General features: G+C 56.9%; 17 protein-coding genes. 11 read left to right on the forward strand and 6 right to left on the reverse strand.

What is annotated here, in order from left to right; genetic code table 11:
• Positions 1-29: 29 nt before the first annotated feature.
• Positions 30-593, reverse strand: a complete 564-nt coding sequence (nudE, locus tag ACMGGP_RS16375; RefSeq protein ID WP_010671562.1) for an ADP compounds hydrolase NudE — start codon at positions 591-593, stop codon at positions 30-32.
• Positions 594-984: 391 nt separating this feature from the next.
• Here nudE and ACMGGP_RS16380 point away from each other — a divergent pair, with 391 nt between their 5' ends.
• From ACMGGP_RS16380 to pckA, 5 genes are all read left to right on the forward strand, one after another.
• Complete coding sequence (locus ACMGGP_RS16380) at positions 985-3,120, forward strand: intracellular growth attenuator family protein (protein WP_033773015.1); 2,136 nt, start codon at positions 985-987, stop codon at positions 3,118-3,120.
• 57 nt (positions 3,121-3,177) lie between these two features.
• Positions 3,178-3,825 carry a GMP/IMP nucleotidase gene (yrfG, locus tag ACMGGP_RS16385; RefSeq protein WP_498798641.1) on the forward strand — a complete coding sequence of 216 codons (648 nt, stop codon included), beginning with the start codon at positions 3,178-3,180 and terminating at the stop codon, positions 3,823-3,825.
• A gap of 13 nt (positions 3,826-3,838) precedes the next feature.
• Entirely contained in the window at positions 3,839-4,243 is a 405-nt protein-coding gene (gene hslR, locus ACMGGP_RS16390; RefSeq protein ID WP_010253159.1) for a ribosome-associated heat shock protein Hsp15, read from the forward strand.
• 49 nt (positions 4,244-4,292) lie between these two features.
• A complete protein-coding gene (gene hslO / locus ACMGGP_RS16395) occupies positions 4,293-5,159 on the forward strand; it encodes an Hsp33 family molecular chaperone HslO (RefSeq protein ID WP_010671560.1) in 867 nt (288 codons plus the stop codon).
• Between the two features lie 368 nt (positions 5,160-5,527).
• Entirely contained in the window at positions 5,528-7,147 is a 1,620-nt protein-coding gene (pckA, locus tag ACMGGP_RS16400) for a phosphoenolpyruvate carboxykinase (ATP) (RefSeq protein ID WP_010253165.1), read from the forward strand.
• A 39-nt stretch (positions 7,148-7,186) separates the two neighbouring features.
• On the opposite strand, the gene envZ is transcribed toward pckA, so the two are convergent.
• Complete coding sequence (envZ, locus tag ACMGGP_RS16405; protein ID WP_010253168.1) at positions 7,187-8,554, reverse strand: two-component system sensor histidine kinase EnvZ; 1,368 nt, start codon at positions 8,552-8,554, stop codon at positions 7,187-7,189.
• Positions 8,551-9,270, reverse strand: a complete 720-nt coding sequence (gene ompR / locus ACMGGP_RS16410; protein ID WP_003853014.1) for an osmolarity response regulator transcription factor OmpR — start codon at positions 9,268-9,270, stop codon at positions 8,551-8,553. Before ompR ends, envZ begins: the two co-directional genes overlap by 4 nt.
• Positions 9,271-9,807: 537 nt before the next feature.
• Here ompR and yjbE point away from each other — a divergent pair.
• The 4 genes from yjbE to ACMGGP_RS16430 all read left to right on the forward strand — a co-directional run bounded on the left by yjbE (position 9,808) and on the right by ACMGGP_RS16430 (position 14,957).
• The gene (yjbE, locus tag ACMGGP_RS16415; protein WP_010253177.1) at positions 9,808-10,056 is read left to right on the forward strand and encodes an exopolysaccharide production protein YjbE; all 249 of its coding nucleotides are present in this window, start codon (positions 9,808-9,810) and stop codon (positions 10,054-10,056) included.
• Between the two features lie 182 nt (positions 10,057-10,238).
• Positions 10,239-10,712: a transcription elongation factor GreB gene (gene greB, locus ACMGGP_RS16420; RefSeq protein ID WP_010253180.1), complete on the forward strand. Its 474-nt coding sequence runs from the start codon at positions 10,239-10,241 to the stop codon at positions 10,710-10,712.
• Between the two features lie 103 nt (positions 10,713-10,815).
• Positions 10,816-13,143 carry a Tex family protein gene (locus tag ACMGGP_RS16425; protein ID WP_061704348.1) on the forward strand — a complete coding sequence of 776 codons (2,328 nt, stop codon included), beginning with the start codon at positions 10,816-10,818 and terminating at the stop codon, positions 13,141-13,143.
• Between the two features lie 128 nt (positions 13,144-13,271).
• Entirely contained in the window at positions 13,272-14,957 is a 1,686-nt protein-coding gene (locus tag ACMGGP_RS16430) for an alpha-amylase family glycosyl hydrolase (RefSeq protein ID WP_010253185.1), read from the forward strand.
• Here ACMGGP_RS16430 and ACMGGP_RS16435 read toward each other — a convergent pair whose 3' ends face one another.
• Positions 14,958-15,227 carry a YdgH/BhsA/McbA-like domain containing protein gene (locus ACMGGP_RS16435; RefSeq protein WP_010253187.1) on the reverse strand — a complete coding sequence of 90 codons (270 nt, stop codon included), beginning with the start codon at positions 15,225-15,227 and terminating at the stop codon, positions 14,958-14,960.
• A gap of 173 nt (positions 15,228-15,400) precedes the next feature.
• A complete protein-coding gene (gene bioH, locus ACMGGP_RS16440) occupies positions 15,401-16,174 on the reverse strand; it encodes a pimeloyl-ACP methyl ester esterase BioH (protein ID WP_033768069.1) in 774 nt (257 codons plus the stop codon).
• A gap of 34 nt (positions 16,175-16,208) precedes the next feature.
• Between bioH and gntX the strand changes: the two genes are divergently transcribed.
• Positions 16,209-16,889, forward strand: a complete 681-nt coding sequence (gntX, locus tag ACMGGP_RS16445) for a DNA utilization protein GntX (RefSeq protein ID WP_124890378.1) — start codon at positions 16,209-16,211, stop codon at positions 16,887-16,889.
• Positions 16,890-16,947: 58 nt separating this feature from the next.
• Entirely contained in the window at positions 16,948-17,523 is a 576-nt protein-coding gene (gene nfuA, locus ACMGGP_RS16450; RefSeq protein WP_010253194.1) for a Fe-S biogenesis protein NfuA, read from the forward strand.
• A 252-nt stretch (positions 17,524-17,775) separates the two neighbouring features.
• Here the strand turns inward: nfuA and malQ are convergent, their stop codons facing one another.
• Entirely contained in the window at positions 17,776-19,857 is a 2,082-nt protein-coding gene (malQ, locus tag ACMGGP_RS16455; RefSeq protein ID WP_498798642.1) for a 4-alpha-glucanotransferase, read from the reverse strand.
• Positions 19,858-19,863 lie beyond the last annotated feature (6 nt).

Raw genomic sequence — 19,863 nt, forward strand, 5'->3', positions numbered from 1 at the left:
GGCCTTTTTTATTCAGTCACAGATGATATTCAGTAACTCAGCCGTCCCTGCTTCACCAGCCATTCGCGCGCCATAAACAGCGCACTGACATTACGTGCCTCGCGGAAATCGGGTTCATCCAGCAGCGACATCATATCGCTCAGCGGCCAGCGGTGGACAATCAGCGGCTCCGGCTCATCGCCTTCCAGCTTTTCAGCGTAGAGACCTTCCGCCACCACAATGTTCATTTTGCTGGAAAAGTAGGAGGGCGCCATGGTGAGTTTGCCCAGCGTTGTCAGCTGTTCGGCACCAAAACCGACCTCTTCTTTCAGTTCGCGAACTGCCGCTTCATTCACGGTTTCACCTGAATCGATCAGCCCCTTGGGGAAACCAAGCTCATAGGTTTCCAGTCCGACGGCATACTCCTGAATCAGGATCAGATGGTCATCAATAATCGGCACAATCATCACCGCTTCACGCTCTGAGGGCTTCATCCGCTCATAAACGCGATGCGCACCATTGCTGAAAGTCAGATCGACCGATTCAATGGTGAATAACCGTGAACGTGCCACGGCGGTGATATTGAGGATGTCAGGTTTTTTTGGAATTTTCATATCAGCCTCAAATTATTTTGCGCCGGCTATCTGGAGCGAATTAGCATACCTAACCACAGGCAATTGTGCGACAGTCAGACAATCACGTTATCGTTACACAGATTACATCGATTGAATAACAGCCTTTGGTTATCAGTTAAGACTAAATTTGCATTAGTCAATATGCTGCGATAAGTTTCAGATAATACCGATATTTAATCCAGTCTGAGCCGGTTACCATTCGGACAAGGCAGGGTTTAACAAATGCTAATCAGATATACGCTGGCACTATTTCATCGGGTGTCTGACTCCTCAGGGTTATATAATCTTCCGGAATGCCTCTTTTATAGTGAGCATAACCGAAAGCGAAAGTTTAAAGTGAAGGCAGCATTTTGGCTGAATTGAGCAGAGCATGAGCACAATCTTGATGATCCTGGCCATAGTGCTGACCTGTTCAATCCTGGCAGGCATTGGGTTCTGGTACGCTATGCGGCATCGTCCGCCGTTGGCGAAACCTCTGCCATTTATCAGTCCGCCCTGCCGTAAACTCTCTGCTCAGGAGCGTGAGGCGGTTGATAAGTATGTCGCCGCGCTGGAAAAGCAGCCCCGTACCACGGTGACGACCGATAAGCGCAGCGCGTCCGAACGTCTGACGCTGACGGCACAAAGCAACAATGTCTACCCCGTTACCCGTGCGATTACCCGCTACGGACTCTCTACGGACGATCCCCATAAATGGCGCTACTACCTTGATGAAGTTGAAGTTCATCTGCCGCCGCTGTGGGAACAGTACATCGCCGACGAAAACTACGTTGAGTTAATCCGCACCCAATCTATTCCGCTGGTGATCTCGCTGAACGGCCACTCGCTGGTGGATTACGCCGTGGATCAGCAATCGCTGCCGACGCTGATGCGTCCGGTGTCGACCAACGCCTCTATCCGCAAAGCGGAAACGGAAAACGTCGAACTGCTGCAGGTGCGCAAAGAGACACCTGAAGAGTATCGTCTGTCGCGGCCAGATGGCACGCGTGAAGCGGTGATCATCTCTCTTGCCTTCTTACTCTTCTTCTTCAGCCTGTTAGTCCCCGCAACGCTGATGATCTGGCTGGTGCTGACGGGTGCAGTCATGATTGCCGCCAGCCTGTGGCTGCTCTACCGCATTCCGGGTGAGCGCGGCCTGCGTGACATACACTGCCTGCGCGGCGCGCCAAAGCGCTGGGGCCTGTTCAGCGAATCGAACCAGGAGCAGAGCAATATCACACTGGGGATTATTGACCTCGCCTATCCACCACACTGGCAGCCTTATGTCGCGCACGATCTCGGACAGGTGACGGATGTGGAGATCTACCTTAACCGTCAGGTGGTGCGTCAGGGTCGCTTCCTGTCGCTGCAGGATGAAGTCAAAAACTTCCCTATTCAGCGCTGGCGGAAAAACGTGGTGCTGGCCTGCGGTTCACTGATGGTGCTGACCATGCTGGTCACCTGGATCCCGCTCGGCATGCCGATCAAACTCAGTCTGGCCTGGGCCAGGGGCACTGACAGCCTGGAGGTCAGCAGCGTCGATAAACTCAGCAGCGTGCCCCTGAATATTGGCGACAACCTCAAAGTGAGCGGTACCGGCATGTGTTCGGTGCCGGACAACTATCAGAGCAACCGAAGTTACGCCTTCATGCCGTTCGACTGCTCGGCGGTCTACTGGAATAACGCCACGCCGTTGCCGCAGCCACAATCGGACATTATTGATAAAGCCGCTGCTCTGCTGGAGACCACCACAAAGCAGCTGCATCCGGAAACCAATACCGATCCTAAACTGAATCCGCAGCTGGCCTCCGCGATTCAGAAGTCCGGCATGATCCTGCTGGATGACTTCTCCGATCTGGTGATGAAAACGCAGGATCTCTGTAATCAACCACAGGATTGTATGCGCCTGAAAAATGCGCTGGTGAACCTGGGCAATGCCAAAGACTGGGAAGCGCTGATGCGTCGCGCAGATTCCGGCCAGCTAAACGGCATGAATGTGCTGCTGCGGCCGGTCAGTGCCGAAGCCCTGGAAAACCTGGTCAATACCGCCACCTCGACCTTCTTTTTCCGCGAAACCCGTCGTGCGGCAGAAAATCTTAACAGCCCGCCGCCAGGGGGGTTCCTGATCGTCAGCGACGAGGGTCGCCAGCTGGTGAATCAGCCTCAGCCAACCGTGTCGCTGTTTGACCTCGATCCGCCCTCTCAGTGGCGCGAACTGCAACGTATCTCCGCCATGCTGCTGCATACGCCTTTCAGCGCCAGCGGCATCATCACCAGCATTTCAACGGATGCCAACGGCACGCGTCACATTGTGCTGCACAATGAACCGGATGCCATGGCGCAGTGGCGCTATCTCGGCACCGTATTGCTGCTGCTGGTGCTGTTAACCTGCGGTGTGATCAATGGGTTACTGGCGCTGCGCCGTATGCACCTTAATCGCCAGCGCATGATCGATATCCAGCACTATTACGACAAGTGCTTCAATCATAACCTCGGCACTTTGCAGAGCGTGCGCCCGATATTCTGAGCCCTGCCCTTCTGTGCTACCCTGTCGCCCGGTTTTTTTACAGGGTGAAACATCCGCATGCTCAACTGGTCTGAGATTGATACCGTGCTGCTCGACATGGATGGCACGCTGCTGGATTTGGCGTTTGATCGCCACTTCTGGCTGGAGCATGTGCCTGAACAACTCAGTCAGCAACGCGGCATCACCCGGGCGGAAGCCGAAGCGATCATCGAGGAAAAGTATCAGGCCGTCGCCCATACGCTAAACTGGTATTGTCTGGATTACTGGGCAGAAGCGCTGGCGCTGGACATCCGTGCCATGACCTGGGCGATGCGCAGCCGCATTGCGCTGCGTGACGATACGCTGCCTTTTTTGCAGGCTCTGCACCGCGCGGGCAAGTCCACAATCCTGCTGACCAACGCGCATCCTTACAATCTGGACGTCAAACTGGCGCAGACAGGTTTAGCGCCGCACCTTGATTTATTACTTTCCACCCATACCTTTGGGTATCCGAAAGAAGACCAACGTTTATGGCAGGCGGTACAACAGCACACCGGCATTTCTGCGCCGCGCACGCTGTTTATCGATGATAGCGAAGTGATTCTGGATGCTGCGGCGTCATGGGGCATCGGCGAGTGCTTAGGCGTAAAGAACCCCGATTCGGGTCGTCCTGAGCAAATCTTTCAGCGTCATCGCGCTACCGGCGACTACCGGACGCTGATCTGAGTCAGGAGCAGCAATGAAGAAAGAGAAAAGCAGCGAAGAGGTACGCCTCGACAAGTGGCTGTGGGCCGCGCGCTTTTACAAAACCCGGGCGATTGCGCGGGAGATGATTGAAGGCGGCAAAGTGCATTACAACGGCCAGCGCAGCAAACCCGGCAAGGTGGTAGAGCTGAATGCGGAACTGACACTGCGTCAGGGCAACGATGAACGCACCGTGGTGGTGGCGGACATCAGCGCTCAGCGCCGTCCCGCCAGCGAGGCCCAGCAGCTCTATCGCGAAACCGATGCCAGCATTGAAAAACGCGAAAAAATGGCGCAGGCGCGCAAAATGAATGCGCTGACTATGCCCCATCCCGATCGGCGACCTGACAAAAAAGAGCGTCGCGATTTGATGAAGTTTAAATTATCGGGCGATGAATAACGCCGTCTTAGCTGACGCGCCATCGCCCCGTACCAGTGAGAGAAAAAATATGTCAGCCCAGGATCAACTGCACCGTTATCTGTTTGAAAATGCCGCCGTGCGCGGCGAGCTGGTGAACGTCTCTGACACCTGGCGTGAAACCGTAAAGAACCATGACTATCCGGCACCGGTTAAAACGCTGCTGGGTGAGATGCTGGTCGCCACCAGCCTGCTGACTGCCACGCTGAAGTTTGATGGCGAAATCACCGTGCAATTGCAGGGTGACGGCCCGCTGTCGCTGGCGGTGATCAATGGTAACAACAACCAGGAACTGCGCGGCGTAGCGCGTATCAAAGGCGACATCCCGGACGACAGTACCCTGAAAAGCATGGTGGGCAATGGCTATCTGGTGATCACCATTTCCCCTGAAAAGGGCGAACGTTATCAGGGAGTGGTGGGACTGGAAGGTGAAACTCTGGCGGAGTGCCTGGAAGATTACTTCATGCGCTCAGAGCAGTTGCCAACGCGGCTGTTTATCCGCACCAGCGACAAAGGCGCCGCGGGTATTCTGCTGCAGGTGATGCCGGCGCAGGATACGGAGAAAGAGGTTTTCGACCATCTGGCAACGCTGACCGAAACCATTAAAACGGAAGAGCTGATCGATCTGCCTGCGAATGAAGCGCTGTGGCGTCTCTACCATCAGGAAGAGGTCACCCTCTACGATCCGCAGCCGGTGATCTACAAATGCACCTGCTCGCGTGAGCGCTGTGGCGAAGTACTGACCACGCTGCCGCAGGAAGAGGTTGATGAGATCATCGCGGAAGATGGCAAAATCGACATGCACTGCGACTATTGCGGCTCAAACTACGTGTTTGACGCCGTCGATATCGCCGGTATTCGCAGCCACTCCCTTGAGAATAATAACCAGCTTCACTGATTTATCGGGCGGCTTCTGCCGCCCCTTCCCCGCCGCCCATGCCTATCCCCATAATTTTTCAGACAAATTATCTTTTTTTACTTTCATAACATCTTTTAAACGTTCGAAACATAGCCTTAACGCGCCCTGAGTCGCATTTTTAGATCACTGCCCTTTTTCCCTTAACGCAGAAGAGTAAACTGCGCGCGATCGTGCAAACGCCCGGAAGTCAGAGGCAGATGCCCTGAATTGCCCGGTGATCTTTGCAGGCTGTCGTGACGAAGCGCAGTCGACTGTCAGTGATTTGCCGCACCCGATACAACAGCCGGTGGCACGATCCCAACCTATCTCTGCTTTGCAGAACAGACACCGATTTAAGGAGCAGTAAAATGCGCGTTAACGGCCTGACCTCGCAAGACCTTGCCGCTTTGGGCATCGTGGATACCACGGAAGTGGTTTACAACCCTGATTACGACACGCTTTTTCAGGAAGAGACGCGCCCGGACCTCGAAGGTTTTGCTCGTGGCACCCTGACGCAGAGCGGCGCGATTGCAGTAGACACCGGGATTTTCACCGGGCGATCGCCAAAGGATAAGTACATTGTGCGTGACGACACCACGCGCGATACCCTGTGGTGGAACGACCAGGGCACCGGCAAAAACGACAATCAGCCCCTGTCGCAGGAGACCTGGAACGCGCTGAAAAGCTGCGTCACCCGCCAGCTTTCCGGCAAGCGCCTGTTTGTGGTGGATGCGTTCTGTGGTGCCAATGCCGATTCCCGTCTGAGCGTACGTTTTGTCACCGAAGTGGCCTGGCAGGCACACTTCGTGAAGAACATGTTCATCCAGCCTGACGACGCTGAACTGGCCGAATTCACTCCCGACTTTGTGGTGATGAACGGCGCCAAATGCACCAATCCAGACTGGCAGGCGCAGGGTCTTCACTCTGAAAACTTTGTCGCCTTTAATCTGACTGAACGCATGCAGCTGATTGGCGGAACCTGGTACGGCGGCGAGATGAAGAAAGGACTGTTCGCCATCATGAACTACCTGCTGCCGCTGAAAGGCATCGCCTCAATGCACTGCTCAGCAAATGTGGGTAAAGCGGGCGATGTGGCGGTCTTCTTTGGCCTCTCGGGCACCGGCAAAACCACACTCTCTACCGATCCTGACCGCCAGCTGATCGGTGACGATGAGCACGGCTGGGACGATGATGGCGTGTTTAACTTCGAGGGCGGCTGCTACGCCAAAACCATCAACCTCTCTGAGCAGGCTGAGCCGGAGATTTACCGCGCCATTCGCCGCAATGCGCTGCTGGAAAATGTGGTGGTTCGCGAAGATGGCAGCGTCGATTACGACGACGGCAGCAAAACCGAAAACACCCGCGTCTCCTATCCGATCAATCACATCGACAATATCGTGCAGCCGGTCTCAAAAGCGGGCCACGCGAAGAAAGTGATTTTCCTGACCGCCGATGCGTTTGGCGTGCTGCCGCCGGTTTCACGTCTGACGCCGGAGCAGACGCAGTATCATTTCCTGTCAGGTTTCACCGCCAAGCTGGCGGGGACCGAGCGTGGCGTCACTGAGCCGACCCCCACCTTCTCCGCCTGTTTCGGCGCGGCGTTCCTGATGCTGCATCCGACGCAGTATGCGGAAGTGCTGGTGAAACGGATGGAGGCGTCCGGTGCGCAGGCTTATCTGGTCAATACCGGCTGGAACGGCAGCGGCAAACGCATCTCACTGAAGAATACCCGCGCCATTATCAATGCCATTCTGGCGGGTGAGCTGGATGATGCGCCGATGGAAACGCTGCCGATCTTTAATCTGCAGATGCCGGTTACGCTGGGCGAACTGGATAGTGATACGCTCGATCCGCGTCGTAGCTGGGAGAGTGAGGAGAAGTGGACCGCCGCCGCCGAAGGTCTGGCGCAGCGCTTTATTGATAACTTCGACAAGTACACGGATAACGCCGCAGGTGCTGCGCTGGTGAAAGCTGGCCCGCAACGCTAAAAGAAGCGGCGCGGCAATGAAACTGCCGCGCCGTTTTTATCATCCCGACACGCTGTTGCTGCCGTTGTTGTGGCTCAGCGCCATGCTTTCCACTAACGGCAACCAGGCACGAATGCGTAAACCGCCGCGTTCGCTCTCGCCAATCTCCAGCGAGCCCTGATGAGCATCGATGATACGCTGCACGATCGCCAGGCCCAGACCGGTTCCGCTGGTGCTGCGGGCGCTGTCACCGCGCACAAAGGGCTGGAACAGATGCGCCAGCTGATCCGGCTTGATGCCAGGTCCATCATCTTCCACCTGGAACCAGGCACGATGCAGTTCCCGTCCGCTGCTGACCCTGATCCAGCCATTACCGTATCGCGCGGCATTGACCACCAGGTTAGCCAGTGCCCGTTTAATCGACAGCGGGTTGATATCCAGCATTAACTCTTCCGGCATCACCGCATTTTCGATCTCACGTTCATAGCCGCTTTCAGCGGCCACCACTTCGCCCAGCACACTGTTAAGGTCGGCGCGCTCAGTCTGCATCTCCTGACCGGTACGCAGGTAGTCGATGAACTGTTCGATAATGGCGTTGCACTCTTCGATATCTTTATTAATCGATTCGGCCAGGTAGCCATCCTGCTCGCTCATCATCTCGGTGGCGAGACGAATACGGGTCAGCGGCGTTCGCAAATCGTGGCTGACGCCCGCCATTAACAGCGTGCGGTCATCCGCCAGCTGCTTCACCCCGGCCGCCATCTGGTTAAAGGCGCGGGTCACCGATCGCACTTCTGACGCGCCATACTCGCGCAGCGGCGGCGGAATAATCCCGCGCCCGACCTGCAGAGCGGCGTGCTCCAGATCTACCAGCGGGCGGTTCTGGATGCGGATAAACAGCCAGGCACCGCCAATCGCCAGCAGCATAATCGCCAGGGTGTAGCGGAACAGCGGCGAGAAGTCGCCCTGATGAATCTCAGTCAGCGGCACCCGCACCCAGATATCGGGCGACAGCCAGGTTTTCAGCCAGACGACGGGCGAGTTTTTGTTAACCTCAACCCGCACATCGGTGGGACCGCCAAGCTGCTGGCCCATCTGCTCGCTCAGGAATTCATAGTGCTGCGCCCATCGCAATCCGCTCTCCTCTGCTGCTGCATTGGTGTAGAGCGAGATCCCCAGTTCGCGGTAGATTTCCCGGCGAAACGCCGGTGGCACTTCCAGCTGCGTGCCATCTTCCAGCTGCAACCGGTCGGTCATCAGCATACGAACTTCGTAAGCGAGCACCTTATTGAACTGTTGCAGGCTGGGAAGAATGGCGAAGTTCAGCACCACCAGATAGGTCGTTACCAGGCTGACAAACAGCAGGGTAACGATCAGCAGCAGGGTGCGGGCAAACGAACTGCGAGGCGAGAAGCGCAGTCGCTTCATGCTTTACTGCCGTCCGGCACAAAGACGTAGCCCAGACCCCAGACGGTCTGGATATAACGCGGATGCGCAGGATCCTCTTCCACCATGCGACGCAGGCGGGAGATCTGGACGTCAATCGAACGTTCCATGGCGCTGTATTCACGGCCACGCGCCAGGTTCATCAGCTTATCGCGAGACAGCGGCTCACGCGGATGGCTGACCAGTGCTTTCAGCACCGCAAACTCACCGCTGGTCAGCGGCATCGGCTCATCTTCACGGAACATCTCGCGGGTGCCGAGGTTAAGTTTGAACTTACCAAAGGCGATGATCGCCTCTTCCTGCGAAGGCGCGCCTGGCAGTTCATTGGCCTGACGGCGCAGCACCGCACGGATACGCGCCAGCAGCTCACGCGGGTTAAAGGGTTTAGGAATATAGTCGTCAGCGCCGATCTCCAGCCCCACGATACGATCCACCTCTTCGCCCTTGGCGGTCACCATAATAATCGGCATCGGGTTGCTCTGACTGCGCAGACGACGGCAGATAGAGAGGCCATCCTCGCCTGGCAACATCAGGTCGAGCACCATCAGATGAAAGGATTCACGGGTTAACAGACGATCCATCTGCTCGGCATTAGCGACACTGCGCACCTGAAAGCCCTGCTCGGTGAGATAGCGTTCAAGCAGTGCACGCAGACGCATATCATCATCGACGACCAGAATTTTGTAGTTCTCTTGCATTTTCAACTCCCAAAGGCGCTATTGCCTGAGCCAACATTGTTAAAAAAAGATGCCTTATAGTGACAGTCATTAATGGTTTATATTCTAGCCAAAATTGTTACAAAGCATATTAAACAGGAGCTTATATTTGATTTAAGGCGATTTCGGGTCAGTTTTAACGCGTCTGGCGCTGCCCGGCCCCTGTTACGGCAAATCTGAAAAAACGGCTCTGTTTCTCTGAATCGCTGGTGTCAGAAGCGGGCCAGTTTTTATTCGATGAACGAATTCAGCAAGTTAGCAGACAATTTGACTTAATGATCAGCCATCACTGTGGATAAGCTCCAGATAATCTACCTCAACAGCAGTCAGGCAGCATAATATTCTAGCAAACCTGCGTAACGCCCCACTCTCCTCTCGGATTAGTTTCAGCGGTGCCACCAGCAAGGCCAGTTGAAATTAAAGTCCGTTAAATCAATCAGTAAAGCCAACTTTTCGCCTTCTCCGTTTTCAACCAGACTGCTCAGGCAACATTCGATGTCTCAACGGGGATTACACACAATGAAAAAAACAATTTTACTGCTGAGCGCGCTGGCATTAAGCAGCGTCACTCCAGCTTATGCTGCCACAGCCACCGGTGAAGCAGCTGGCGCAGCGGCAACCACCACAGCACAAGGTAACTCTAACGCCATCGGTGTTGGCGCAGTCGCAGCCCTGCTGGGCGTTGCGCTGGCCACCATGGGCGGCGGCGGCGGTGACGGTCACAGCACCGGTACATCGACCACCACGGCGACTCACGCCGGTAAATAAGTATCACGACTTCTTTTACAGCTTCAGATTACTGGCTTCAGATTGTTGTTCAGCACCAACCCTTTCGCCGCCGGGGAAGTCAACGTGGGTTTTTAGCCTTTAAAAACCCTTTCCCCGCCCTTTTTTGCCGCGCCCCCTTTGTCTTACACTGTTCTTCTTTGGATCTCTCTGGCCGGTATAGCATGAAAACCCGACTCATTACCCGCGAAGGCTTCGATAAGCTGAAAGCAGAACTCGACTATCTCTGGCGTGAAGAGCGACCGGAAGTGACAAAAAAAGTCACCTGGGCTGCCAGTCTTGGCGATCGCAGTGAAAATGCCGATTATCAGTACAACAAAAAACGGCTGCGTGAAATCGACCGTCGCGTTCGCTATCTGACCAAAAGTCTTGAACAGCTGCGTATCGTTGACTATTCACCCCAGCAGGATGGCAAAGTCTTCTTTGGCGCCTGGGTGGAAATTGAAAACGATGAAGGCGACCTCAAACGCTTCCGCATTGTGGGCTACGATGAGATTTTTGGCCGCAAAGATTACATCTCCATCGACTCGCCCATGGCGCGGGCGCTGCTGAAAAAAGAGGTCGGCGATGCTGCCACCGTCGAGACGCCAGTGGGGCCGGCGCTGTGGTATATCAACGCGATTGACTACCCGCAATAACCCTTCAGATTATCGCTGAAAGCCGCCCGCGTCTCTGGCAATTTTAACCATCAATCCGTATAACTGTCGGCTATTTCTCAACCCGGAAAGCAAGACAATCCTGATGATGAAAGTTCTGAGCCAGATAATTGCCAGTGAGCTCAAGGCGCGTCCAGAGCAAGTTGACGCCGCTGTTCGCCTGCTGGATGAAGGGAATACCGTGCCGTTTATCGCACGCTATCGTAAAGAGGTCACCGGCGGGCTGGATGATACCCAGTTGCGCCAGCTGGAAACCCGCCTCAGCTATCTGCGTGAACTTGAAGAGCGACGCCAGTCGATTCTGAAGTCGATTGACGATCAGGGGAAACTCACTGACGACCTCGCCCGCGCGATCAACACCACCCTCAGCAAAACCGAGCTTGAAGATCTCTACCTGCCCTACAAACAGAAACGCCGGACGCGTGGACAGATCGCTATCGAAGCGGGTCTGGAGCCGCTGGCGGAGACGCTGTGGCAGGAGCCGTCTCACATTCCTGAGCAGCTTGCCGAACAGTATGTCGATGCCGACAAAGGCGTCGCCGACGTCCGTGCCGCGCTGGATGGTGCCCGCTACATTCTGATGGAGCGTTTCGCTGAAGATGCCGCGCTGCTGGCGAAGGTGCGTAATTACCTGTGGAAAAATGCCCATCTGGTGTCACGCGTGGTGGAAGGCAAAGAGGAAGCGGGCGCGAAGTTCCGCGACTACTTTGATCACCATGAAGCGCTGAGCGGCGTGCCGTCGCACCGTGCGCTGGCGATGCTGCGTGGCCGCAACGAAGGCGTGCTGCAACTGTCGCTGAATGCCGATCCACAGTTTGATGAAGCACCGCGTGAAAGCCACGGCGAAACGCTGATTGCTGAGCACCTGAACCTGCGCCTGAATAACGCTCCTGCCGACAGCTGGCGTAAAGCGGTGGTGAGCTGGACGTGGCGCATCAAGGTGATGCTGCATCTGGAAACGGAGCTGATGGGCACGGTGCGCGAACGCGCAGAAGATGAAGCGATTAACGTCTTTGCCCGCAACCTGCACGATCTGCTGATGGCCGCTCCCGCCGGTATGCGCGCCACCATGGGGCTGGATCCGGGCCTGCGCACCGGCGTCAAAGTGGCGGTGGTCGATGCCACCGGCAAGGTCGTCGCGACCGATACCGTCTATCCGCATACCGGCCAGACCGCGAAAGCCGCAGCCGCCGTAGCCGCACTCTGCATTAAGCATCAGGTTGAGCTGGTGGCGATTGGCAACGGCACCGCTTCACGTGAAACTGAGCGCTTCTTCCTGGATCTGCAGCAGCAGTTCCCGCAGGTCACGGCGCAAAAAGTGATTGTCAGTGAAGCTGGCGCATCTGTCTATTCGGCCTCAGAACTGGCGGCGCTGGAGTTCCCGGATCTCGATGTTTCGCTGCGCGGCGCGGTGTCGATTGCCCGACGTTTGCAGGATCCGCTGGCTGAGCTGGTGAAAATCGACCCGAAATCGATCGGTGTGGGTCAGTATCAGCATGACGTCAGTCAGAGCCAGCTGGCGAAGAAACTCGACGCCGTAGTAGAAGATTGCGTGAATGCCGTCGGCGTTGACCTCAACACCGCCTCGGTGCCGCTGCTGACCCGCGTGGCGGGCCTGACGCGCATGATGGCGCAGAACATTGTCGGCTGGCGTGATGAGCATGGCCGCTTCCAGAACCGTCAGCAGTTGCTGAAAGTGAGCCGCCTTGGGCCAAAAGCCTTTGAGCAGTGTGCGGGCTTCCTGCGCATCAACCATGGCGATAACCCGCTGGATGCCTCAACTGTGCATCCGGAAGCCTACCCAGTGGTGGAGCGCATCCTGGCCGCTACCGAGCAGGCACTGAGCGATCTGATGGGCAACGCAGGCAGCCTGCGTAATCTCAGCGCCCGCGATTTCATTGATGAACGTTTTGGTCTGCCGACCGTCACCGACATCATGAAAGAGCTTGAGAAGCCGGGCCGCGATCCGCGTCCTGAGTTTAAAACTGCACAGTTCGCTGAAGGCGTAGAGACGCTGAACGATCTGACGCCGGGCATGATCCTCGAAGGTGCCGTCACTAACGTGACCAACTTCGGTGCATTTGTGGATATCGGCGTGCATCAGGATGGCCTGGTGCATATCTCTTCGCTCTCCGATCGCTTCGTGGAAGATCCGCATCAGGTGGTGAAAGCGGGCGATATCGTCAAAGTGAAAGTGATGGAGGTCGATCTCCAGCGCAAGCGTATTGCCCTGACCATGCGTCTTGATGAGCAGCCAGGCGAAGGCAATGCCCGTGGTGGCGCGAAAAACGCTGCTCCGCGCGAGGAGAAACGTCAGAACACCGCGAAAGGTCGTCCGCGTCCGGTCAGCTCGTCAGCAGGTAACAGTGCGATGGGTGATGCGCTGGCTGCGGCTTTCGGTAAAAAACGCTAAGCTTTTCAGGGGGCCACTGCCTGGCCCCCTCTTCACACCCTTCTCCCCGGTTGAAAATCCCCGCCATCGCGCTACGCTAAAAAGACGCCTGTCATAAAAACAACACCTGCTGTGGCACCCAATTCACGATGGAAACGATCACCGATCTGATTGATAAGATTTATGCTGGCACATTTCCGGAGGCGACCTTTGCGCGCCTGCTGGCTGACATCGCCACCGCCCGCGAGGCCATTAAGCTGCCGCGCAAGGCACACTGGGATGAGCAGGATGTGGTGCTGATCACCTATGCCGATCAGTTTCGCGAAGCCGATAAACCCACGCTCAGCACCTTTTCCCGGTTCTATCAGCAGCACCTGCAATCCACGTTTCCGCTGGTTCACCTGCTGCCCTTTTTCCCCTGGTCTTCCGATGACGGCTTTTCGGTGATTGATTACCATCAGGTCGATCCGCTGTGCGGCGACTGGCAGGACATTGCGCGGCTGCATCAGGAAACCCGGCTGATGTTCGATTTTGTCTGCAACCATATGTCGGCACACAGCGCCTGGTTCAGCCACTTCCTGGCGCAGGATCCCGGCTGGGACGATTTCTTTATCAGTATGCCGCCCGCCACCGATCTCAGCGCCGTGACGCGTCCGCGCACCTCGCCGCTGCTGACGCCGTTTAAAATGGCGGATGGCGAAACCCGCTTTATCTGGACCACCTTCAGCGCCGACCAGATCGACCTCAACTTTGCCAATCCTGAGGTGCTGCTGCGCATGGTCAATGTGCTGCTCGACTACCTGAAACGCGGCGCTGACTATGTGCGTCTCGATGCGGTCGGCTACATGTGGAAAACGCCCGGCACGCGCTGTATTCATCTGGAAAAGACCCATCAGCTGGTGAAGCTGTTTCGCGCTATTGCCGACCAGGTTGCGCCTGGCACGGTGATTATCACCGAGACTAACGTGCCGCATCAGGACAACATCAGCTATCTGGGCAACGGGCACGATGAGGCGCAGATGGTCTATCAGTTTTCACTGCCGCCGCTGGTACTGCATGCGATTCACACCGGCTCGGCGCGCGCACTGCGGCAGTGGGCGAGCGCTCTGGATCTCAGCAGCAACGACACCACCTTTTTCAACTTTCTGGCGTCACACGACGGCATCGGCCTTAATCCGGCGCGCGGCATTTTGTCTGAAGTGGAGATTGTGGCGCTGGTGCGCGATCTGGCGCTGGAAGGCGCGCTGGTCTCCTATAAAAACAACCCTGACGGCACCACCAGCCCCTATGAAATCAACGTCACCTATCTGGATGCGCTCAACCGTGAAGATGACGATGACGCCACGCGGCTGAAACGTTTTTTGCTGGCCCATGCGATTCTGCTGGTCTTTCCCGGCGTGCCTGCCATCTATATCCAGAGCATTCTGGGTGGTCGTAACCATTACGATGGCGTGCGCGCCGCCGGACACAACCGGGCGATTAATCGGCAGAAGTATGATTTACAGCAGATTGAGGGAGATCTGGCGGGCGGTAACTGGCTGCGCCAGCAGGTCTATACCCGGCTCGGGCAACTGATTCAGCTGCGTCGTCGTCAGCCTGCGTTTCACCCGGATAATCCGATGACGCTTTATGAGAGCGAAAACGCCGTGCTGGTGCTCAGACGTCATCAGCCAGAAAGCGGCGACGGGCTGCTGTGCGTGTTTAATCTCAGTGGACGGTCAGTGGAGACGCAATTACCGGTGGCGCATACGTTGCAGGATGTGGTGAGCGGAGAGAAAATTGATGGCACCCAGCCGGTTAAGCTGGATGCCTGGCAGTTCATGTGGCTACGTTAATTACTTGTAGACTTCAGCCGTTGCGCTGAATTTGCCGTGTTCGCGACCGGCGATCACCAGGTAATATTTACCGCCTTTTTCGTCAGCGAGCTGCGACAGCACTTTTTTAGCATCCATTGGCGAGGTGGTTTCCGCCGTGGTGTTAACGGTGCCGATCTTCTGCAGGTTCATTGTCTTAACTTCTTCTTTGGTGACTTCTTTCGCTGCCATCGCAGAAAATGAAATCGCGCCCATCATCATTGAAGCCACAACCCATTTAAAAACCTTCATTATGTTTACCCTCATTCATGATCCATTGTGAGATGTAAGCAGCCGCTAAACGCGTAAGGCAGTATGGAACGGCATAGTCATTTCCATGACTAATCACATAAAATTGCAACGGCCTCGCTCACAGAGAGAAGTATTGCTGCTGTCTGCGATTTTGCCAGTTCAAAGCGTCATTATCACGGCAGATTACTGATAAAATTAACAATATGCTGGCAAAAGCGCTCAGGATGGGAAATAAAAGGCGCATGTGCGGCTTTTTCGATAACCACTGAGGGCGATGCTGGCAACATTTCATCTATCTCCGCCGCAATCCGGCGCGGCACCAGTCCATCTAACGCGCCATAGAGTCGCAGGAACGGCAGCGTAATTTGCGGTAACGCGTCGCGCAGATCGACCTGGCGCAGAATCTCCAGCCCGCCATCCAGCACCGCCACCTCCGGCATCGGCTGCGACAGCACCACCTCTTTCAGCTGCCGCGCATCGGCGCGAGCCGTTTCGGTACCCAGCGTCTGCAGCGCCAGAAAGCGCTCCACCGTGCGCTGGAAATCGTTGCTGAGCATCTGCTGAAAGTTCTGCAGCGTCTCCGGTTTAATGCCGGGCCAGCTCTCTGTGGCGGTGAAACAGGGCGACGAGGCAACGGTGATCAATGCAGCCAGTTTTTCTGGCGCACTCAGCGCCAGCTGCGTCGCCACCAGTCCGCCCAGCGACCAGCCCACCACAATCGACTGCGGTGGCAGCGCAGGCAGCAATTGCGCTGCCATCTGCTCCAGCGTCAGCGCACCGAAATGCTGGCTGCGGCCATAGCCGGGCAGATCGACCAGATGCAGGCGATAGTGCGCGCTGAGTCGCGGAATGATGCTTTGCCAGACTTCGGCATTCAGTCCCCATCCGTGCAGCAGCACAAGATCGCGTTTTCCTTCTCCGCAGGTGTGCCAGTAGAGCGACGTCATCAGTTACTATCCCGAAAATGATAAGGAGGTCGCTATGCTAGCAATGCCCGCCCTGTGTTGGCTATGCCGGATGCCGTTGCGGATAGCCCGGCACGGCATCTGCAGCTTATGTCTGCGCGGATTACCGCCGTTACCGCTGCTCTGTCCACGCTGCGGATTGCCGGCAGGTTCACCAAAGGTCGCCTGCGGCCGCTGCCAGCTTAAACCGCCCGCCTGGCAGGCGCTGGTCTGCGTCAATGACTATTGTCCGCCGTTCAGCCAGTGGGTTAACCAGCTTAAATTTTCTCACATAACCGCACTCAGGGTGATGCTGGCGCGGCTGCTTTTGCTAAGCTGGCTTAATGTTTACCGGCGTGGCAGTGTGCCGCGTCCCGATCTGCTGCTGCCGGTTCCGCTGTATCGGCGACGACGCTGGCAGCGTGGCTTTAATCAGACGGTATTGCTGGCCGCACCGCTGGCGCACTGGCTGGGATGTGAATGGCGCGAAGGTCTTTCCCGCAAACGCGGGGGCGCATTACAGCATCAGCTCAGCGCCCGCCAGCGCCGCACCAACTTACGGGGTGCTTTCTGCCTTGAAATGGTGGTGCAGGGACGCCATATCGCTCTGCTGGATGACGTCATTACCACCGGCAGTACGGTAGATGAAATCAGCCGCCTGTTAATGGCCCAGGGTGCCGCCAGCGTGCAGGTCTGGTGCCTGTGCCGTACCTTGTAGAGCGTCTTTGATGGGCGTATTATAACCAACTAAATTAGTCAACTATTGAGCAATCGACATGATCCGAATTACTGACTCTGCCCAGGAACATTTTTCTAAACTGCTATCCAAACAAGAAGATGGCACCCAGATTCGCGTATTCGTGATTAACCCGGGTACGCCAACAGCCGAGTGTGGCGTCTCTTACTGTCCGCCCGATGCCGTTGAAGCTACTGACACCGAACTGAAGTTCGAAAAGCTCTCTGCTTACGTTGATGAACTGAGCAAGCCGTATCTGGAAGATGCTGAAATTGACTTCGTTACCGACAATCTTGGTTCACAGCTGACGCTGAAAGCGCCGAATGCCAAAATGCGTAAAGTCTCTGATGATGCGCCAATGGTTGAGCGCGTTGAGTATCTGCTTCAGGCGCAGATCAACCCACAGCTGGCCGGCCATGGCGGTCGCGTGTCGCTGATGGAGATCACCGATGAGGGCTACGCCATTCTGCAGTTTGGCGGCGGCTGTAACGGCTGTTCGATGATCGACGTGACCCTGAAAGATGGTATCGAGAAAGAGCTGCTGGCCGCCTTCCCGGAACTCAAAGGCGTGCGGGATATTACTGAGCATCAGCGCGGTGAACACTCGTTCTACTGATGAATAAGCGGGGTTTGCAGTCAGAATCTGCCCTCTCCGCTGAGAGATCGAGCCTGCTCAGGGAACGCGGTCAGATCGGAAAGACGCAAAATCCGTCATCCCTGACACGCTCGGCCCGCGCCATCCCTGACGCGGGACGCTTTCCTCCTCTGCCCGCGCTCCCTGCGTGTTGAGTTGAGCAGTTGCTGCCAGATTTATTCTGATCAAGTTTTATCATCGGTCAGAAACGGCAGCCTGGCTGCCGCGCTTCTGTTATTGCCCTTTCTGTCCTGACTGACGCTGCTGGCTGACCACCTTCAGCAGTGCATTCACTTCTTTGTCCGCAAAGATCTCCTCCAGCGTTTTGCTCAGCTTGCGTCGCCAGTTAGGGTACTGCTCCACCGTGCCCGGGACGTTGACCGGCGTGGTCATGCCAAGCCAGTCCTCAGGCTGCAGGCCAAGCAGCGCACTGTCGGTATCCGCCAGGAAGCGATGTATTGCCCGATTCAGCGCAGGCGTCATGGTGAGCCTCTCTGCCTTCTTCTGGCTGCGTGCCGGTAAGGCACCCGCCTGATGCAGCGCATCCAGCAGCGCCTGCTTCTGCGCGGCGCGCTGCTGATGTAACGCTTTCACCGCATCGCCAGGATAGAGGCCAATCTTCTCCCCCAGCGCCAGGTCGCCCTGCTCCCAGAAGCCGGTCAGCGTAGGCAGATCGTGCGTGCTGGCGCTGGCGATAGACTGGCGCGGATAGTCCTGCGGCGCGCGATAGCGCTCATCCTTCTCCTGCTCAAACCAGAGCACCTTCCATGAAAAGACGCCACTTTTACGCAGCAGGCTGACAATCTCCTGGGGCACAGTGCCAAGGTCTTCACCAATCACCATGCAGCGCAGCCGGTGGCTCTCCAGCGCCAGGATAGCCAGCAGATCGTTGACCGGATAGGCCACATAGGCGCCTTTATCCGCCGTCTCCCCGGCAGGCACCCACCACAGACGCAGCAGTGACATCACATGGTCGATGCGCAGCGCGCCGCAGTCGCGCATGTTGGCGCGCAGCATGTCGATAAATGGCTGGTAGCCGCGCGCCTTCATTACATGCGGATCCATCGGCGGTAAGCCCCAGTTTTGTCCCAGCGGACCGAGACGGTCAGGCGGCGCACCTACCGAGGCCTTGAGGCGGTAAAGCTCCGGGTCGTGCCAGGTTTCCGCGCTGCCTTCCGCCACGCCCACTGCCAGGTCACGATAGAGTCCGACGCTCATGCCCAGCGCCTGACTGTGCGTCCAGCAGCCAGAGAACTGCTGCTGCGCCAGCCATTGCAGCCATTGCCAGAAGGCGATCTCCTCTTCATGCTGTGCACACCACTGCTGCACCTCCGGCAACTGGCTGTTGCGCCACCCTTCCGGCCACGCAGGCCAGCCGCCCTGCTGCGCCTTGTCTGCCCGCCGCTCCAGCTGTATGCCGTCGTAGGCGGCCTGATAACGCAGGCTGTCGCCGCCTTCATGCACAAAGGCCGCCCAGGATTGATGCTCTTCGCTCTGGCTGTCTCGCGTCTGAAAGTGTGCCCAGGCGTGCCGCAGCGCAGCGAGCTTAAGCGCCATTACGGCCTCGTAGTCAACCAGCTCCGCCTCACGCGCTTTGGTCAGCGCCTTCCGGGTTCTGGCGCTTTTCCACCACTTCTGTGCCGCCGCGCTTTGCTGAAAATCGGCCACCTGACTGACGTCGATATAGATTACGTTCAGCCAGCGGCGCGACGACGGGCTGTACGGACTGGCGAAACCGGCGCTGGCGGGATAGAGCGCATGCAGCGGATTCAGCCCGACGAAATCGCCACCGCGTTCAGCCAGTTGCACCAGCAGCTGGTCGAGATCGCCGAAGTCGCCGATGCCCCAGTTCTGTTCAGAACGCACGGTGTAGAGCTGCACCAGCGCACCCCAGCGTTTTTCCCCCGCCTCCAGCGCCGGAGGCAGATAGCAGCGGCGCGGCGCGACGATAATCCGCGTCTGCCAGCTTTTTTTGCCCTTACTGAGTGTGAGCTGGTGGTACCCCTGCGCCAGCGGGCCAGGCAGTGTAAAAGGCTCACTGGCGGTTAACTCGCCGCTGTGCTGTTTGCCGTTTTCAGTCTGCAACTGCCAGCGGTAAACGCCGCTGCCCTGTGGCGTCAGCTGTCGCTTGCCACTGCCGCTGAACACCGCGACCGGCGGCAGCGGCGATTTTTTTGCGTCCTGCGGATCATCCATCACCGCCAGCAGCGCCTGCAGGGTCTCATCGCTGATCGCCTCTTTCTCGCCATTGACGTTGATGTAGTCCAGTGAAATTCCCGCGGCACGGGCGGCCTGACCGAGTGAATGTTGCTTCATTGCTGC

Source organism: Curtobacterium sp. BNK-1 (assembly GCF_048685235.1).
GTDB classification, from domain to species: domain Bacteria; phylum Pseudomonadota; class Gammaproteobacteria; order Enterobacterales; family Enterobacteriaceae; genus Pantoea; species Pantoea agglomerans.

Coding starts and splice junctions, on each gene's coding strand:
- hslO (WP_010671560.1), top strand. CDS start 4,293: ATGTCAGCCCAGGATCAACTGCACCGTTATCTGTTTGAAAATGCCGCC.
- hslR (WP_010253159.1), top strand. CDS start 3,839: ATGAAGAAAGAGAAAAGCAGCGAAGAGGTACGCCTCGACAAGTGGCTG.
- pckA (WP_010253165.1), top strand. CDS start 5,528: ATGCGCGTTAACGGCCTGACCTCGCAAGACCTTGCCGCTTTGGGCATC.
- ompR (WP_003853014.1), bottom strand. CDS start 9,270: ATGCAAGAGAACTACAAAATTCTGGTCGTCGATGATGATATGCGTCTG.
- yjbE (WP_010253177.1), top strand. CDS start 9,808: ATGAAAAAAACAATTTTACTGCTGAGCGCGCTGGCATTAAGCAGCGTC.
- ACMGGP_RS16435 (WP_010253187.1), bottom strand. CDS start 15,227: ATGAAGGTTTTTAAATGGGTTGTGGCTTCAATGATGATGGGCGCGATT.
- ACMGGP_RS16380 (WP_033773015.1), top strand. CDS start 985: ATGAGCACAATCTTGATGATCCTGGCCATAGTGCTGACCTGTTCAATC.
- ACMGGP_RS16430 (WP_010253185.1), top strand. CDS start 13,272: ATGGAAACGATCACCGATCTGATTGATAAGATTTATGCTGGCACATTT.
- greB (WP_010253180.1), top strand. CDS start 10,239: ATGAAAACCCGACTCATTACCCGCGAAGGCTTCGATAAGCTGAAAGCA.
- envZ (WP_010253168.1), bottom strand. CDS start 8,554: ATGAAGCGACTGCGCTTCTCGCCTCGCAGTTCGTTTGCCCGCACCCTG.
- nudE (WP_010671562.1), bottom strand. CDS start 593: ATGAAAATTCCAAAAAAACCTGACATCCTCAATATCACCGCCGTGGCA.
- malQ (WP_498798642.1), bottom strand. CDS start 19,857: ATGAAGCAACATTCACTCGGTCAGGCCGCCCGTGCCGCGGGAATTTCA.
- ACMGGP_RS16425 (WP_061704348.1), top strand. CDS start 10,816: ATGATGAAAGTTCTGAGCCAGATAATTGCCAGTGAGCTCAAGGCGCGT.
- nfuA (WP_010253194.1), top strand. CDS start 16,948: ATGATCCGAATTACTGACTCTGCCCAGGAACATTTTTCTAAACTGCTA.
- bioH (WP_033768069.1), bottom strand. CDS start 16,174: ATGACGTCGCTCTACTGGCACACCTGCGGAGAAGGAAAACGCGATCTT.
- yrfG (WP_498798641.1), top strand. CDS start 3,178: ATGCTCAACTGGTCTGAGATTGATACCGTGCTGCTCGACATGGATGGC.
- gntX (WP_124890378.1), top strand. CDS start 16,209: ATGCTAGCAATGCCCGCCCTGTGTTGGCTATGCCGGATGCCGTTGCGG.